Genomic DNA, 16,368 nt, shown 5'->3' with positions numbered 1-16,368 from the left:
GTCTTGCCATGGTCAACGTGGCCAATCGTGCCAATGTTAACGTGCGGCTTGTTGCGCTCAAATTTGCTCTTTGCCATTTCCGGCTCTCCGTTTTCTATCCCCTACAGGGGAAAACTCTTAACTTCTGTCAGCGTCTTGGTATTCCGGTCACTTCTGACCGGAATACTTCGCCTGGATTTCCTGCGCGACGTTCGACGGAACCGGCGCGTAGTGATCGAAGGTCATCGTGTACTGCGCGCGGCCCTGGGACATGGAGCGCAGGTTGTCGACGTACTTGAACATGTTCGCCAGCGGAACGTTTGCGTTGATCACAACGGCAACGCCACGCGATTCCTGGCCCTGGATCTGGCCACGGCGGGAGTTCAGGTCGCCGATAACGTCGCCGACGTAGTCTTCCGGCGTTACGACTTCGACCTTCATCATCGGCTCGAGAAGCTGTGCACCAGCCTTCTTGGCCGCTTCACGGAAGCAAGCACGCGATGCGATTTCGAAGGCCAGAACCGACGAGTCGACGTCGTGGAATGCACCGTCGATGAGCGTCGCCTTGACGCCGAGCATCGGGAAGCCAGCGAGCGGACCCGAAGACAGAACGCTTTCGATACCCTTCTGAACGCCCGGGATGTATTCCTTCGGAACTGCACCGCCGACGATCTTGGATTCGAACACGAAATCTTCGCCATCCGGGTTCGGTTCGAACACGAGCTTGACGCGCGCGAACTGACCGGTACCACCGGACTGCTTCTTGTGCGTGTAGTCTTCTTCGTGCTGACGCGTGATGGTTTCGCGGTAGGCAACCTGCGGAGCACCGACGTTGGCTTCGACCTTGAACTCGCGACGCATGCGGTCGACGATGATGTCGAGGTGAAGTTCGCCCATGCCGGCGATGATCGTCTGGCCGGATTCCTGGTCGGTCTTGACGCGGAACGACGGGTCTTCGGCTGCCAGGCGGTTGAGCGCGAGGCCCATCTTTTCCTGGTCGCCCTTGGACTTCGGCTCGATCGCGATCTGGATGACCGGCTCGGGGAATTCCATGCGCTCGAGGATAACCGGCTTCAGCGGGTCGCAAAGCGTGTCGCCCGTGGTGGTTTCCTTGAGACCGGCGAGAGCAACGATGTCACCTGCGAAGGCTTCTTCGATGTCTTCACGCGAGTTCGAGTGCATCTGCAGCATGCGGCCGACGCGCTCGCGCTTGTCCTTGACCGTGTTCATGACCGACGAGCCCTTTTCGAGCTTGCCCGAGTAGATGCGTGCGAAGGTCAGCGAACCGACGAAGGGGTCGTTCATGATCTTGAACGCGAGCATCGAAAGCGGCTCGGCATCGTCAGCGTGACGTTCGATTTCGGCTTCGGTCTTGGCGTCGATGCCCTTGATCGCCGGAATGTCGAGCGGCGACGGCAGGTAGTCGACAACCGCGTCGAGAAGCGGCTGAACGCCCTTGTTCTTGAACGCGGTACCGCAGAACATCGGGTGGAACTTCACGTCGATGGTGCCGCGGCGAACGAGTTCGCGGATCTTGTCGTTCGAGGGCATGTTGCCTTCGAGGTAGGCTTCCATCGCGGCTTCGTCGATCTCGACAACGGTCTCGATCAGCTTTTCGCGATATTCTTCAGCCTTGTCCTTCATGTCGTCCGGGATCTCGACGACGTCCCACTGGGCGCCGAGCGATTCGTCGCGCCAGACGAGAGCGTTCATCTCGATCAGGTCGATGACACCCTTGAACTCGGTTTCGGCGCCGATCGGCAGCTGCATGACGACGGCGATCGCACCCAGGCGGGTCTTGATCATCTCAACCGAGCGGTAGAAGTCCGCGCCGGTCTTGTCCATCTTGTTGCAGAAGATCATGCGCGGAACATTGTACTTTTCCGCCTGACGCCAGACGGTTTCCGTCTGCGGCTCAACACCGGCGTTAGCGTCGAGCAGCGCGATTGCGCCGTCGAGAACGCGCAGCGAACGCTCGACTTCAATGGTGAAGTCAACGTGGCCGGGGGTGTCGATGATGTTGAAGCGGCGGGTCTTGCCGTCGCGACCCTTCCAGAAGGTGGTCGTCGCAGCAGACGTGATCGTGATGCCGCGTTCCTGCTCCTGCTCCATCCAGTCCATGGTGGCAGCGCCGTCGTGGACTTCGCCGATCTTGTGGGACTTGCCGGTGTAGTAGAGGATGCGCTCGGTCGTCGTGGTCTTGCCAGCGTCGATGTGCGCCATGATACCGAAGTTACGGTAATCTTCGATTTTATATTCGCGTGCCATAGTGGACTGCCTCTTGAGACGTTCGCGCCAGAATTACCAGCGATAATGCGAGAACGCACGGTTGGCATCAGCCATCTTGTGCGTGTCTTCGCGCTTCTTCACGGCGCTACCACGGTTGTTCGCTGCGTCCATGAGTTCGCCGCAGAGGCGATCAACCATGGTCGTTTCGTTGCGCTTGCGTGCAGCCGTGATCAGCCAACGGATGGCGAGAGCCTGGCGACGCTCCGGACGGACGTCGACCGGAACCTGGTAGGTTGCACCACCAACGCGGCGCGAACGTACTTCGACGTGCGGCGCGATGTTGTCGAGCGCGGAATGGAATACAGCGATCGGCTCCTGCTTCAGCTTGGCCTGAACCGCATCGAACGCACCGTAAACAATGCTTTCAGCGACGGACTTCTTGCCGTGCAGCATGATCGCGTTCATGAACTTCGTGACAACCAGATCACCGAACTTCGGATCCGGGTTGATCTCACGCTTTTCTGCTCTATGACGTCTGGACATACTTCTCGTCTCTTCAAACTATTTAGCGCTCTACCACGCGGAGGACCTCGCGCAGCGCCGGGATTTTCAAAACCGAATTACTTCGGACGCTTCGCACCGTACTTCGAACGGCGCTGCTTGCGGTTCTTGACGCCCTGGGTATCGAGAACACCGCGGATGATGTGGTAACGAACACCCGGAAGGTCCTTAACGCGGCCGCCGCGGATCATCACAACCGAGTGTTCCTGAAGGTTGTGGCCTTCACCCGGAATGTAGCCGATGACTTCGAAGCCGTTCGTCAGGCGAATCTTGGCAACCTTACGCAGAGCCGAGTTCGGCTTCTTCGGGGTCGTCGTGTAAACGCGGGTGCAAACGCCACGCTTCTGCGGGTTTTCCTGCAGAGCAGGAACCTTGTTGCGCTTTACCTGTGCCTGACGAGGCTTACGGATCAGCTGGTTTACGGTAGGCATATACCCATCCCTTGCAAAATCTTGTCACATTACCCTTGCGGGCGGATCGTTGCCGTCGCCGGCAGTTTCGAACGCCTCATGAAATGCGCAAAACAAGGGCCGATCCGCCTTTTCCGCAGATGGCCCCAAATAAAGCAGAGGACGCACTATCGTGTGCGTCTTGCGTGCAGCATTGTAGTCGTCAGCGTGCGTTTCGAACCTTGTTTGAGGCGAACTTCAGAACGCGACGTTCCGAACCAGCCAGCCTCACATGGGCTCCGATGCGGCGGGGTGTACTGATTTCAAGGCCAACAGTCAAGGGCAATTAAGAAATATTCCCGGACGTACGCGCCCGGCATGCCTGAGAAACAAGGCTTTTGCACATGGTTTGGCGCCTTGCGCCCGCCTCGTTTGGCCTTCCATGCCCGGAGTGTCGGACGGGATTAAGGAATCGGCAACCACTTTATGGGGGTTTTCCACCGCCATCGAGTCGCTGCCGACGGAAGCGCTCGACCAGCACTGCATTTCCATCGCACTGGATCAAAAAGGACGCTAAGGTCGCGTCAAGCCCATTCGAAAGGAAACAAAATGGCCGTCACCCCAGACAACGACAATGCCCCGGACGAACCGATGGTGTTCATCATCATCGGCAAGGCCTACGAGACCGACGGCGACGAGGACGGCGTGGACATTCACGTGATGCTCAAGGCGCCCGACGACGACACCGCGGTGCGCGAAGCGCTGAATGCGCTTGCCGAAGAAGGTTTTCTCGAGGCCGACCTGGACCAGATCGGCACACTGACCGACGTTCCGAGCGAAGAGCCGCACGCGTCGGCCTATCAGGGCGCACTCGAAGGCGAAGTCGCGATCATCCGTTTCAGCTGAAGCGCCGGAAACGAAGTCCGCCGCCTGCGGCCAAACATTGCAAATGAAGAAGCCGCCGGGATCGCTCCCGGCGGCTTCTTTTTTGGAGGTTCAAGGGGGCGAGACCGCCCTCCCCGATTATTCGGCTGCCGCATTCTCGTTGGCGAGGTCGGCAAGCATCGGCGTTGCGACATCCGCACCCGTGCCGCGACGACGTTCTTCCAGGATCATTTCGTCGCGTGCGGTTGCGATGCGACGGATCTGGGTCATCGTGCCACCGGTACCGGCCGGGATCAGACGGCCGACGATGACGTTTTCCTTCAGACCCTGCAGGCCGTCGGTCTTGCCGGCGATCGCGGCTTCCGTCAGCACCTTCGTGGTCTCCTGGAACGACGCTGCCGAGATGAACGACGGCGTCTGCAGCGAGGCCTTGGTGATGCCGAGCAGGACCGGATCGCCGTAAGCCGGCTTCTTGCCCTGTTCGATCAGACCGTCGTTGACGTCTTCGAGCTCGATGCGGTCGACGTTGTCGCCGACGATGTAGGTCGAGTCACCGGCGTCGGTGATTTCAACCTTCTGCAGCATCTGACGGACGATCACCTCGATGTGCTTGTCGTTGATGACAACGCCCTGCAGTCGGTAGACTTCCTGGATTTCGTTGACCAGGTAGGAAGCAAGTGCTTCCACGCCCTTGATCGCCAGGATGTCGTGCGGCGCCGGGTTGCCGTCGAGGATGTAGTCGCCCTTTTCGATGTAGTCGCCATCCTGAAGATGGAAGGGCTTGCCCTTCGGGATCAGGTATTCGACCGGCTCCACACCGTCTTCCGCCGGCTCGATCAGAACGCGACGCTTGTTCTTGTAGTCGCGGCCGAAGCGGATCGTACCATCGATCTCAGCGATGATGGCGTGATCCTTCGGACGACGTGCTTCGAACAGTTCGGCAACGCGCGGCAGACCACCGGTGATGTCCTTGGTCTTGGCGCTTTCCAGCGGCGAGCGTGCAAGCACGTCACCCTGGCTGACCTTCGTGCCCGGCTCGACCGACAGAATGGCGTCGACCGAAAGCATGAAGCGAGCGTCACCACCACGCGAAAGCTTCGCGACGGCGCCGTTCTTGTCCTTGATGACGATCGCCGGCTTCAGGTCCGTACCGCGCGGCGTCGAACGCCAGTCGATAACCTGACGCTTGGTGATGCCGGTCGATTCGTCGGTCGCTTCCAGAACCGAGATGCCGTCGACGACGTCTTCGAAGTGAACGGTACCTTCCACTTCCGTCATCATCGGACGGGTGTAGGGGTCCCACTCGGCGAGACGCTGACCGCGCTTCACCTTGTCGCCATCATCGACGAGGATCTTCGAACCGTAAGCGACGCGCTGCGAAGACCGCTCGACGCCGCGCTCGTCCAGGATCTGGACGGCCATGTTGCGGCCCATGGCGACGAGAACGCCGTCAGAGTTGCGCAGCATGTTGCGGTTCTTGATCTGGACCGTACCTTCGTACGAGGCTTCCAGGAACGACTGGTCAACCACGGTCGCCGTACCACCCAGGTGGAAGGTACGCATGGTGAGCTGGGTGCCCGGTTCACCGATCGACTGTGCGGCGATAACGCCGACCGCTTCGCCCATGTTGACCGGCGTACCACGGGCCAGGTCGCGGCCGTAGCAGACGCCGCAAACGCCCGTCTGGATTTCGCAGGTCAGCGCCGAACGGATGCGGATCGACTGGATACCAGCCTTCTCGATCTCGATGACGTCGGCTTCGAGGATCATGCGACCGGCATCGACGATGCGAGCGCCCGTAACCGGGTGATCGATGTCGTCCAGAGCCGTACGGCCAAGGATACGCGCACCGAGCGAAGCCACGACCTGACCGGCATCGACGATCGCCGTCATGGTGAGACCGTTCTCGGTGCCGCAATCGACGGAGTTGACGATGCAATCCTGCGCGACGTCGACGAGACGACGGGTCAGGTAACCGGAGTTCGCGGTCTTCAAGGCGGTGTCTGCCAGACCCTTACGGGCACCGTGCGTCGAGTTGAAGTACTCGTTAACGGTCAGGCCTTCCTTGAAGTTTGAAATGATCGGCGTCTCGATGATTTCGCCCGAGGGCTTGGCCATCAGGCCGCGCATGCCGCCCAGCTGACGCATCTGGTTCGGAGAACCACGGGCGCCGGAGTGCGACATCATGTAGATCGAGTTCATCGGCTTCTGACGGCCGTTGTCGTCGAACTCCACCGCCTTAATGCGGGCCATCATCTCGTCGGCGACCTTCTCGGTTGCCTTGCCCCAGGCGTCGACAACCTTGTTGTACTTTTCGCCCTGGGTGATGAGACCGTCGTTGTACTGCTGCTCGTATTCCTTGACCAGCGCTTCGGTGTCACCGACGATCTTCGCCTTGGTGTCCGGGATGACCATGTCGTCCTTGCCGAACGAAATGCCGGCGCGGCAGGCATGGGCGAAGCCGAGCTGCATGATGCGGTCGCAGAAGATGACCGTGTCCTTCTGGCCGCAATGACGGTAGACCGTGTCGATCATCTTGGAGATGTTCTTCTTGGTCATTTCCTGGTTGCAGATGTCGAACGGCACGTTGACGTTGCGCGGCAGCAGCTCGCCGATGATCATACGGCCAGGCGTGGTCTCATAGATCTTCGAAACCGGGTTGCCCTCGGCGTCGACGGTCTTGAAGCGGCCACGGATCTTGGCATGCAGGGTCACGGACTTGGTTTCGAGCGCGTGATGCAGCTCGCCCATGTCCGAGAACGCCATGCCTTCGCCCGGCTCGTTCTGGTTCAGGATCGACAAGTAGTAGAGGCCGAGAACCATGTCCTGCGACGGAACGATGATCGGCGCGCCGTTTGCCGGGTGCAGAATGTTGTTCGTCGACATCATCAGCACGCGTGCTTCGAGCTGCGCTTCGAGCGACAGCGGCACGTGAACGGCCATCTGGTCACCGTCGAAGTCGGCGTTGAAGGCCGTGCAGACGAGCGGGTGCAGCTGGATCGCCTTGCCTTCGACCAGGGTCGGTTCGAAGGCCTGGATGCCCAGACGGTGCAGCGTCGGCGCGCGGTTCAGGAGAACCGGATGCTCGCGGATGACCTCGTCGAGGATATCCCAGACTTCCGGCTTTTCCTTCTCAACGAGCTTCTTTGCCTGCTTGACGGTGGACGAGAAACCCTTGGCGTCAAGACGGGCGTAGATGAACGGCTTGAACAGCTCGAGCGCCATCTTCTTCGGCAGGCCGCACTGGTGCAGCTTCAGTTCCGGACCGGTCACGATGACCGAACGGCCGGAATAGTCGACGCGCTTGCCGAGCAGGTTCTGACGGAAGCGGCCCTGCTTGCCCTTGAGCATGTCGGACAGCGACTTCAGCGGACGCTTGTTGGCGCCGGTGATGACGCGGCCACGACGGCCGTTGTCGAACAGCGCATCGACAGATTCCTGCAGCATGCGCTTTTCGTTGCGGATGATGATGCCCGGAGCGCGCAGTTCGATCAGGCGCTTCAGGCGGTTGTTACGGTTGATGACGCGGCGATAGAGATCGTTCAGATCCGACGTCGCGAAACGGCCGCCGTCGAGCGGCACGAGCGGACGCAGGTCCGGCGGGATCACCGGAACGACCTTCATGATCATCCATTCCGGACGGTTGCCGGATTCCATGAAGTTCTCGACGATCTTCAGCCGCTTCATCAGCTTCTTCTGCTTCAGATCCGAGGTCGTCTCAGCGAGCTCGGCGCGCAGGTCGCCGGCGATCTTTTCCAGGTTCATCGAAGCGAGCATCTCGTAGATCGCTTCGGCGCCGATCATGGCGGTGAACTGGTCTTCGCCGAACTCATCGACGGCGAGCATGTAGTCTTCTTCGCTGAGAAGCTGGTTTTCCTTCAGCGACGTCAGACCCGGCTCGGTGACGATGTAGTTTTCGAAGTAGAGAACGCGCTCGACATCCTTCAGCGTCATGTCGAGCAGCGTCGAAATGCGGCTCGGCAGCGACTTCAGGAACCAGATGTGGGCAACGGGAGCTGCGAGCTCGATGTGGCCCATGCGCTCACGGCGAACGCGCGACAGCGTGACTTCGACGCCGCACTTTTCGCAGATGATGCCCTTGTACTTCATGCGCTTGTACTTGCCGCACAGGCACTCGTAGTCCTTGATCGGGCCAAAGATGCGCGCGCAGAACAGACCGTCGCGTTCCGGCTTGAACGTGCGGTAGTTGATCGTCTCCGGCTTCTTGATCTCACCGTAAGACCAGGAAAGAATCTTCTCCGGCGAGGCGATCGAAATCCGGATGGAATCGAAGGTCTGTGCAGGCACCTGCGGATTGAAAAGATTCATGACCTCTTGGTTCATGCCTGTCTCCTTTACGGGCTTTACGCCCTGAGCTTGGCGAGGGTGCCGACAAATCCCGGGCGCCGGCCCCTGCCCCATAAACAGCTAAAACCGCATTGGCTGCGGCTTCGTTCCTGCCGGAGACGTCAGCGTCTCCAGGCGGAAACGGTGCGCGCCGCTTGGAGCGGCACGCACCTTGGGTCTCTTTACTCGGCTGCGTCGGGCAATTGCGCCGCGCCAGCCTCGTCGACCTTCGAGTTTTCCAGCTCGACCGAAAGGCCCAGCGAGCGCATTTCCTTGACGAGAACGTTGAAGCTCTCCGGAATGCCCGCTTCGAAGGTATCGTCGCCACGGACGATCGCTTCGTAGACCTTGGTACGACCGGCAACGTCGTCCGACTTGACCGTCAGCATTTCCTGCAGGGTGTAGGCGGCGCCGTAAGCTTCCAGCGCCCAGACCTCCATTTCCCCGAAGCGCTGACCGCCGAACTGCGCCTTACCACCGAGCGGCTGCTGGGTGACGAGCGAGTACGGACCGATCGAACGGGCGTGGATCTTGTCGTCGACCAGGTGGTTGAGCTTCAGCATGTAGATGTAGCCCACGGTCACCTGGCGGTCGAACTGATCGCCGGTACGGCCGTCATAGAGCGTCGACTGACCACTCACCTTGAGGCCGGCCTTGGCCAGCATCTCGTTGACGTCGGCTTCGACGGCGCCGTCGAAGACCGGGGTCGCGATCGACACGCCGCGACGGGTCTGCTCGGCCAGGCGCACGATCGACTCGTCGTCGTACTGCTTGATCGGCTCGCCCTTCGGACCGGATCCGATGACGTCGTCGATGGTCGCACGCAGCGGCTTGATGTCACCACTTTCGTGATAGGCATCGAGCATTGCGCCGATCTTCTGGCCCATGCCGGCGCAAGCCCAGCCAAGGTGGGTTTCGAGGATCTGACCGACGTTCATGCGCGAAGGCACGCCGAGCGGGTTCAGAACGACGTCGACATGCGTGCCGTCTTCCAGGAACGGCATGTCTTCGATCGGCACGATGCGCGACACGACACCCTTGTTGCCGTGACGGCCGGCCATCTTGTCGCCCGGCTGGATCTTGCGCTTCACAGCGACGAAGACTTTGACCATCTTCATGACGCCCGGAGGCATTTCGTCGCCGCGCTGGACCTTTTCGACCTTGTCCATGAAGCGCTGTTCGAGGCGCGACTTGGATTCGTCGTACTGGGCGCGAAGCGCTTCGATCTCGCCCTGAGCCTTTTCGTCTTCGACGGCGAACATCCACCACTGCGAGCGGGGGTATTCGCTGACGACGAGGTTCGAAAGCTCGGTGCCCTTCTTGAAGCCCTTCGGGCCGGCAACGGCCGTGTGGCCACGCAGCATGTCGACGAGACGGGCGTAGACGTTGCGGTCGAGGATCGCCTGTTCGTCGTCGCGGTCCTTGGCCAGACGCTCGATTTCCTCGCGCTCGATCGCCATCGCGCGCTCGTCCTTCTCAACGCCGTGGCGGTTGAAGACGCGAACTTCGACGACGGTACCGAAGGTGCCCGGAGGCATGCGCATCGAGGTGTCGCGAACGTCGGAGGCCTTTTCACCGAAGATGGCGCGCAGAAGCTTTTCTTCCGGCGTCATCGGGCTTTCGCCCTTCGGCGTGATCTTGCCGACGAGGATGTCACCCGGCTGAACCTCAGCACCGATATAAACGATACCGGCTTCGTCGAGGTTGCGCAGCGCTTCTTCCGAAACGTTCGGAATGTCGCGGGTGATTTCTTCCGGGCCCAGCTTGGTGTCACGCGCCATCACTTCGAATTCTTCGATGTGGATGGAGGTGAACACGTCGTCGCGCACGATCCGCTCGGAAAGCAGGATCGAGTCTTCGTAGTTGTAGCCGTTCCACGGCATGAACGCGACGAGCGCGTTGCGGCCGAGAGCCAGGTCACCGAGGTCGGTCGACGGACCGTCCGCGATGATGTCGCCCTTGTTCAGGACGTCACCGACGGTGACCAGCGGGCGCTGGTTGACGCAGGTGTTCTGGTTCGAACGCTGGAACTTCTGCAGGCGGTAGATATCGACGCCCGACTTCGACGGATCGAGGTCTTCGGTGGCGCGGATAACGATACGGGTCGCGTCGACCTGGTCGACGACACCGCCACGACGGGCTGCGATCGCAGCGCCGGAGTCGCGGGCAACGACCGGCTCCATGCCGGTGCCGACGAACGGAGCTTCGGCGCGCAGCAGCGGCACGGCCTGACGCTGCATGTTCGAGCCCATCAGTGCGCGGTTGGCGTCGTCGTTCTCGAGGAACGGGATGAGCGCCGCGGCGACCGAAACGAGCTGCTTCGGCGAAACGTCCATCAGGTTGATGTTGTCGCGCGGCGCCAGCATAACTTCACCGGCGTGACGGCAAACGACGAACTCTTCAGCGAACGAACCGTCGTTCTCGAGAACCGAGTTTGCCTGGGCGACGTGGTACTTCGCCTCTTCCATTGCGGAGAGATAGACGACGTCGTTCGTCACCTTGCCGTCAACGATCTTGCGGTACGGGCTTTCGATGAAGCCGTACTTGTTGACGCGGGCAAAGGTCGCAAGCGAGTTGATCAGACCGATGTTCGGGCCTTCCGGCGTTTCGATCGGGCAAATACGGCCGTAGTGGGTCGGGTGAACGTCGCGGACTTCGAAGCCTGCGCGCTCGCGGGTCAGACCACCCGGGCCAAGAGCCGAGAGACGGCGCTTGTGGGTGATTTCCGAAAGCGGGTTCACCTGGTCCATGAACTGCGACAGCTGCGAGGAGCCGAAGAATTCGCGAACGGCGGCAGCCGCCGGCTTCGCGTTGATCAGGTCCTGCGGCATGACCGTGTCGATCTCGATCGAGGACATGCGTTCCTTGATCGCGCGCTCCATGCGCAGCAGCCCGAGACGGTACTGGTTTTCCATGAGCTCGCCGACCGAACGAACACGGCGGTTGCCGAGGTTGTCGATGTCGTCGATCTCACCCTTGCCGTCGCGCAGCTCGACGAGCATCTTGACGACAGCCAGGATGTCTTCCTTGCGCAGGATGCGTACGGTGTCGGCAACTTCGAGGTCGAGGCGCATGTTCATCTTGACGCGACCGACGGCCGAAAGGTCGTAGCGCTCGGCATCGAAGAACAGCGTGTTGAACATGGCTTCCGCGGAATCCATGGTCGGCGGTTCACCCGGACGCATGACGCGGTAGATGTCGAACAGAGCGTCCTGACGGTTCTCGTTCTTGTCGGCGGTAAGCGTGTTGCGGATATAGGCGCCGACATTGATGTGGTCGATGTCGAGGACCGGGATCTCGTCGAAACCGGCCGAGAGGATGACCGGAAGGGTCTTCTCGTCGATTTCGTCGCCGGCTTCGAGATAGATCTCGCCGGTGCCGTAGTTGACGACGTCTTCGGCAAGGTAGTTGCCGTAGAGGTCATCGTCGGTCGCCTTGAGCGCCTTCAGGCCCTTGTCCTGCAGCTGGCGGAGCAGACGCGGGGTCAGCTTCTTGCCGGCTTCGACAACGACTTCGCCGGTGTCGGCGTCGATCATGTCGGTGATCGCCTTCTGGCCCTTAAGGGCGTCCGGCTGGAACGGAACGCGCCAGCCTTCGCCGTCGCGCTGGTAGAGCGACTTCGTGTAGAAGGTATCGAGGATCTCTTCGCCATCCATGCCGAGCGCCATCAGCAGCGACGTCACCGGGATCTTGCGGCGGCGGTCGATGCGGGCGTGAACGATGTCCTTGGCGTCGAACTCGATGTCGAGCCAGGAACCGCGGTACGGAATGACGCGGGCTGCAAACAGCAGCTTACCCGACGAGTGGCTCTTGCCCTTGTCGTGGTCGAAGAACACGCCCGGCGAACGGTGCATCTGAGAAACGATGACGCGTTCGGTACCGTTGACGATGAAGGTACCGTTGTCGGTCATGAGCGGCATGTCGCCCATGTAGACGTTCTGTTCCTTGATGTCCTTGATCGACTTCGCGCCGGTATCCTCGTCGATATCGAATACGATGAGGCGCAGCGTCACCTTGAGCGGCGCTGCGTAGGTCAGATCGCGCTGACGGCATTCCTCGACGTCGAACTTCGGCGGCTCGAATTCGTAGGACACGAACTCGAGCATCGATGCGCCCGAGAAATCCTTGATCGGGAAAACGGACTTGAAAACAGCTTGAAGCCCTTCGTCAGGGCGACCGCCCTTGGGCTCTTCAACCATCAGAAACTGGTCGTAGGATGCCTTCTGAACCTCGATGAGGTTCGGCATTTCTGCGACTTCTGGAATTTTACCAAAAAACTTGCGTACGCGCCTGCGACCGTTAAACGAAAGGGTCTGAGCCATCGTCGCTCCTTGTCAATCTTGCATCCGGGCCTGCAACGGACGGGAACCGATGGCCAGTCGACCCCGTCAATCAATGAGTAGTTCAATCTCGTCCAGCTAACGGAAAACGCTCAGCGCGGATTGCTGTGCTGCCTTCCGTTCGAGACCATCCTCTTGAAGAACCCATTACCCAAAAGCCGTTTTTCGACAGGCTTTTGGGTAATATGTTCTAAAAACGGTCAAAGAGAGGCGGCCTGAAAAGGCCACCTCCCCTTGCATGTAGCCGAATTACTTGACGTCAACCTTGGCGCCAGCTTCTTCGAGCTTCTTCTTGAGGTCAGCAGCTTCAGCCTTGGAAACTGCTTCCTTAACCGGCTTCGGAGCGCCTTCGACCAGGTCCTTGGCTTCCTTGAGGCCGAGGCCGGTGATGCCGCGAACTTCCTTGATGACGTTGATCTTGTTGGCGCCAGCGTCAACGAGGATAACGTCAAACTCGGTCTTTTCTTCTTCAGCAGCAGCCGGAGCAGCAGCGCCGCCAGCAGCAGCGACAGCTACCGGAGCAGCAGCCGAAACGCCCCACTTCTCTTCGAGCAGCTTGGAAAGCTCAGCAGCTTCCAGGACGGTCAGCGAGGAGAGGTCTTCAACGATCTTTGCGAGATCAGCCATTTTACTTTTCCTTTTGTTCGGTTCGAACTGGTTTTAAATACAACAGCGAAAATCCGCCTTAGGCGGCTTCGTCCTTCTTGGCATAGGCCGAGAACACGCGAGCAAGCTGGCTTGCCGGTGCCTGTACAACCGTTGCGACGCGGGTTGCCGGGGCATTGAGAAGGCCCAGCAGCTTTGCGCGCAGCTCGTCGAGCGAAGGCAGGGTCGCAAGCGACTTGACTGCTTCGGCGTTGAGCGTGGTCGTGCCCATGGCGCCACCGAGAACAACGAGCTTGTCGTTGGTCTTGGCGAAATCCATGACAACCTTAGGAGCCGTGATCGGGTCTTCGCTGTATGCGATCAGCGTCTGACCCTTGAAGAGATTGCTCATCCCTTCCGACTCGGTGCCCTGAAGAGCGATCTTGGCCAGGCGGTTTTTCGCGACTTTGACGGTGCCGCCAGCAGCGCGCATCTTCGAACGGAAGTCGTTCATCTGCGCAACTGTGACACCAGCATAGTGGGCCACGACAACCGAACCGGAAGCCTTGAAGACTTCGTTCAGCTCCGTGACGAATTCGCGTTTTTCCGCTCTTTCCACTGTCTGTCTCCAGTAGGCAGGGTTGCAATGACGCAGCCCCGCCGGGTTTGCCTTTGTCACCCGAGATCGATCGATCCCTGATAACGCTTAAGGATCCTGTCCCTTGGCGTTCCCGGGAGAGCCGGGTCTGACACAAGGCAAGCGAGGTTCGAACCGAATTTCGACGCCTCCGGCGCCATGGCGAAATTCAGATCTTACCCGTCTCATGCAGGCCGAAGTGATTAAGGTAAAACCACCCGCAATCTCGGACAGGAGTTCCGGACTTGACGTCCGGATTCCCGGCCCCGAAAGGCCGGGAATTCAGTCTCGGGCCGAAGCCCGAAATTCATCAGGCGACGCTGAGCGTGGCGGGGTCGATCTTGAGACCCGGGCCCATGGTCGACGAAATCGCGACGCGCTTGACGTAGTTGCCCTTGGCACCCGTCGGCTTCGCCTTGACCACGGCGTCAGCGAAAGCACGGATGTTTTCTTCCAGTGCCTTGGCGTCGAACGATGCCTTGCCGATGCCGGCGTGAACGATACCGGCCTTCTCGACGCGGAATTCAACGGCGCCGCCCTTGGATGCCTTGACGGCACCAGCGACATCCATCGTAACCGTGCCGACCTTCGGGTTCGGCATCATGCCGCGCGGGCCGAGAACCTTACCGAGACGACCGACGAGCGGCATCATGTCCGGGGTGGCGATGCAACGATCGAAATCGATCTTGCCGCCCTGGACGATTTCGACGAGCTCTTCTGCGCCAACAACGTCAGCACCAGCAGCCTTGGCTTCGTCAGCCTTGGCGCCACGTGCGAAAACGGCGACGCGAACCGAGCGGCCGGTGCCGTTCGGCAGGTTGACGACGCCGCGGACCATCTGGTCGGCGTGGCGCGGGTCAACGCCGAGGTTCATCGCAACTTCGATGGTTTCGTCGAACTTGGCGGTTGCGCGTTCCTTGACCATCGAGACGGCTTCGGTCAGACCGTAGATCTTCGTCGGGTCAACGCCCTCGCGGGACTTCTGTACTCGCTTTGCAATCTTCGCCATGGTCTTAGCCTACCACTTCCAGGCCCATAGCGCGGGCAGAGCCCTCGATCATGGCCATTGCGCCTTCGATATCGGCAGCATTGAGATCCTTCATCTTGGCTTCGGCGATCGACTTGATCTGAGCCTTGGTGAGCTTGCCGGCCGAACCGCCCTTGCCGGGGGTCTTCGAACCGGTCTGGATCTTTGCTTCCTTCTTCAGGAAGTAGCTGACCGGCGGCTGCTTCATGACGAAGGTGAAGGACTTGTCCTGGTAATAGGTGATGACGACCGGGATCGGCATACCCTTTTCCATTTCCTGCGTGGCGGCATTGAACGCCTTGCAGAATTCCATGATGTTAATGCCACGCTGACCGAGCGCAGGACCGATCGGCGGGGACGGATTGGCCGCCCCAGCCTTCACCTGCAGCTTGAGCTGGCCTGCAACTTTCTTAGCCATTTCTCTCTGCCTTTCTGAAATCCCCTTGCGACGGATCGCTCCAGGGACCTTTTATGCCGGTTACCCGGCTCTTGCCGACCCAAGGGGCGGCGGCTGCGGTTGCGTGGTGCGGAACGTCCGACCCGGCTAAGGCCGGCATCCTTCCACGCGCATGCGGATTTCTCCGCCAGAATGGGCCGAAACCCACCCTATCCTTCAAGGTCTTATCAGACCTTCTCGACCTGACCGTATTCCAGCTCGACCGGCGTCGCGCGGCCGAAGATCGAAACTTCGACCTTGAGGCGCGAGCGCTCTTCGTCGACGTCCTGAACGACACCGTTGAACGAGGCGAACGGACCGTCCGAAACGCGCACCTGCTCGCCGATCTCGAACGAAACCGACGGCTTCGGGCGCTCGACGCCATCCTGGACCTGACCGAGAATGCGCTCGGCCTCATGGTCCGGAATCGGAACCGGCTTGCTGTCGGTTCCGAGGAAACCGGTCACCTTCGGCGTGTTCTTGATGAGATGGAAAGCCTCATCCGTCAGGTTGGCGCGAACCAGAACGTAGCCCGGGAAGAACTTGCGCTCGGCGTCGACCTTGCGGCCACGACGCACTTCGACAACCTTCTCGGTCGGCACGAGAATCTTCTCGAACAGATGCTCGAGACCCTTCTGCTTGGCCTTTTCCTCGATCGATTCAGCGACCTTCTTTTCGAAGTTCGAATAGGCGTGAACAATGTACCAGCGCGCAGCCATACTAGCCTCCACCCAATCAAGCGCCAACGTTGAGGATGAGGCCGATCGCCCAACCCATCAACTGGTCCGCAGCAAAGAAGAAGGCAGCGGCAAAAAAGACCATGACAAAGACCATCAGCGTCGAGATCATCGTCTCACGCCGAGAGGGCCAGGTCACTTTCGACGTCTCGGAGCGAACCTGCTGCAGAAACGTTACCGGATTCGTTTTGGATGCCATGTAATGCTCACGCCATT

Annotated in this window: 12 protein-coding genes and 1 pseudogene; 1 reads left to right on the top strand and 12 read right to left on the bottom strand. The window is 60.1% G+C overall.

What is annotated here, in order from left to right; genetic code table 11:
- The 4 genes and pseudogenes from C1A35_RS36490 to rpsL form a co-directional block, all read right to left on the bottom strand.
- Nucleotides 1-77 (bottom strand): annotated as a pseudogene (locus C1A35_RS36490) (GTP-binding protein); the annotation flags it as partial.
- 70 nt (nucleotides 78-147) lie between these two features.
- Nucleotides 148-2,247 carry an elongation factor G gene (gene fusA, locus C1A35_RS33145; RefSeq protein WP_077961505.1) on the bottom strand — a complete coding sequence of 700 codons (2,100 nt, stop codon included), beginning with the start codon at nucleotides 2,245-2,247 and terminating at the stop codon, nucleotides 148-150.
- Nucleotides 2,248-2,280: 33 nt separating this feature from the next.
- The gene (gene rpsG / locus C1A35_RS33140) at nucleotides 2,281-2,751 is read right to left on the bottom strand and encodes a 30S ribosomal protein S7 (protein WP_104668469.1); all 471 of its coding nucleotides are present in this window, start codon (nucleotides 2,749-2,751) and stop codon (nucleotides 2,281-2,283) included.
- Between the two features lie 77 nt (nucleotides 2,752-2,828).
- Nucleotides 2,829-3,200 (bottom strand): 30S ribosomal protein S12, encoded by a 372-nt coding sequence (gene rpsL, locus C1A35_RS33135; RefSeq protein ID WP_003507760.1) that lies wholly within the window; start codon nucleotides 3,198-3,200, stop codon nucleotides 2,829-2,831.
- 567 nt (nucleotides 3,201-3,767) lie between these two features.
- Here rpsL and C1A35_RS33130 point away from each other — a divergent pair.
- The gene (locus C1A35_RS33130) at nucleotides 3,768-4,064 is read left to right on the top strand and encodes a hypothetical protein (protein ID WP_034795498.1); all 297 of its coding nucleotides are present in this window, start codon (nucleotides 3,768-3,770) and stop codon (nucleotides 4,062-4,064) included.
- Nucleotides 4,065-4,181: 117 nt separating this feature from the next.
- Here C1A35_RS33130 and rpoC read toward each other — a convergent pair whose 3' ends face one another.
- The 8 genes from rpoC to secE all read right to left on the bottom strand — a co-directional run bounded on the left by rpoC (nucleotide 4,182) and on the right by secE (nucleotide 16,351).
- Nucleotides 4,182-8,387: a DNA-directed RNA polymerase subunit beta' gene (rpoC, locus tag C1A35_RS33125; protein WP_077961506.1), complete on the bottom strand. Its 4,206-nt coding sequence runs from the start codon at nucleotides 8,385-8,387 to the stop codon at nucleotides 4,182-4,184.
- Nucleotides 8,388-8,572: 185 nt separating this feature from the next.
- Nucleotides 8,573-12,712, bottom strand: a complete 4,140-nt coding sequence (gene rpoB, locus C1A35_RS33120) for a DNA-directed RNA polymerase subunit beta (RefSeq protein WP_104668468.1) — start codon at nucleotides 12,710-12,712, stop codon at nucleotides 8,573-8,575.
- Nucleotides 12,713-12,979: 267 nt separating this feature from the next.
- A complete protein-coding gene (gene rplL / locus C1A35_RS33115; RefSeq protein ID WP_104668467.1) occupies nucleotides 12,980-13,357 on the bottom strand; it encodes a 50S ribosomal protein L7/L12 in 378 nt (125 codons plus the stop codon).
- 58 nt (nucleotides 13,358-13,415) lie between these two features.
- Nucleotides 13,416-13,934 carry a 50S ribosomal protein L10 gene (rplJ, locus tag C1A35_RS33110; RefSeq protein WP_104668466.1) on the bottom strand — a complete coding sequence of 173 codons (519 nt, stop codon included), beginning with the start codon at nucleotides 13,932-13,934 and terminating at the stop codon, nucleotides 13,416-13,418.
- 328 nt (nucleotides 13,935-14,262) lie between these two features.
- On the bottom strand, nucleotides 14,263-14,961 hold the full coding sequence (rplA, locus tag C1A35_RS33105) for a 50S ribosomal protein L1 (RefSeq protein ID WP_043626296.1): 699 nt from the start codon (nucleotides 14,959-14,961) through the stop codon (nucleotides 14,263-14,265).
- 4 nt (nucleotides 14,962-14,965) lie between these two features.
- On the bottom strand, nucleotides 14,966-15,397 hold the full coding sequence (rplK, locus tag C1A35_RS33100) for a 50S ribosomal protein L11 (protein WP_104668465.1): 432 nt from the start codon (nucleotides 15,395-15,397) through the stop codon (nucleotides 14,966-14,968).
- Nucleotides 15,398-15,603: 206 nt separating this feature from the next.
- The gene (gene nusG, locus C1A35_RS33095) at nucleotides 15,604-16,134 is read right to left on the bottom strand and encodes a transcription termination/antitermination protein NusG (RefSeq protein ID WP_034795476.1); all 531 of its coding nucleotides are present in this window, start codon (nucleotides 16,132-16,134) and stop codon (nucleotides 15,604-15,606) included.
- 16 nt (nucleotides 16,135-16,150) lie between these two features.
- A complete protein-coding gene (gene secE / locus C1A35_RS33090; protein WP_034795473.1) occupies nucleotides 16,151-16,351 on the bottom strand; it encodes a preprotein translocase subunit SecE in 201 nt (66 codons plus the stop codon).
- Nucleotides 16,352-16,368: the final 17 nt, after the last annotated feature.

The organism is Ensifer adhaerens (assembly GCF_002940685.1).
Classification (GTDB): Bacteria; Pseudomonadota; Alphaproteobacteria; order Rhizobiales; family Rhizobiaceae; genus Ensifer; species Ensifer adhaerens_E.
Note: the sequence above shows the minus strand (reverse complement) of the source record. Positions and strands in the feature narration are given on the sequence as shown.

Excerpts from the sequence above, each read along its gene's own strand:
- fusA (WP_077961505.1), bottom strand. The coding sequence starts at position 2,247 with ATGGCACGCGAATATAAAATCGAAGATTACCGTAACTTCGGTATCATG.
- rpsG (WP_104668469.1), bottom strand. The coding sequence starts at position 2,751 with ATGTCCAGACGTCATAGAGCAGAAAAGCGTGAGATCAACCCGGATCCG.
- rpsL (WP_003507760.1), bottom strand. The coding sequence starts at position 3,200 with ATGCCTACCGTAAACCAGCTGATCCGTAAGCCTCGTCAGGCACAGGTA.
- C1A35_RS33130 (WP_034795498.1), top strand. The coding sequence starts at position 3,768 with ATGGCCGTCACCCCAGACAACGACAATGCCCCGGACGAACCGATGGTG.
- rpoC (WP_077961506.1), bottom strand. The coding sequence starts at position 8,387 with ATGAACCAAGAGGTCATGAATCTTTTCAATCCGCAGGTGCCTGCACAG.
- rpoB (WP_104668468.1), bottom strand. The coding sequence starts at position 12,712 with ATGGCTCAGACCCTTTCGTTTAACGGTCGCAGGCGCGTACGCAAGTTT.
- rplL (WP_104668467.1), bottom strand. The coding sequence starts at position 13,357 with ATGGCTGATCTCGCAAAGATCGTTGAAGACCTCTCCTCGCTGACCGTC.
- rplA (WP_043626296.1), bottom strand. The coding sequence starts at position 14,961 with ATGGCGAAGATTGCAAAGCGAGTACAGAAGTCCCGCGAGGGCGTTGAC.
- rplK (WP_104668465.1), bottom strand. The coding sequence starts at position 15,397 with ATGGCTAAGAAAGTTGCAGGCCAGCTCAAGCTGCAGGTGAAGGCTGGG.
- nusG (WP_034795476.1), bottom strand. The coding sequence starts at position 16,134 with ATGGCTGCGCGCTGGTACATTGTTCACGCCTATTCGAACTTCGAAAAG.
- secE (WP_034795473.1), bottom strand. The coding sequence starts at position 16,351 with ATGGCATCCAAAACGAATCCGGTAACGTTTCTGCAGCAGGTTCGCTCC.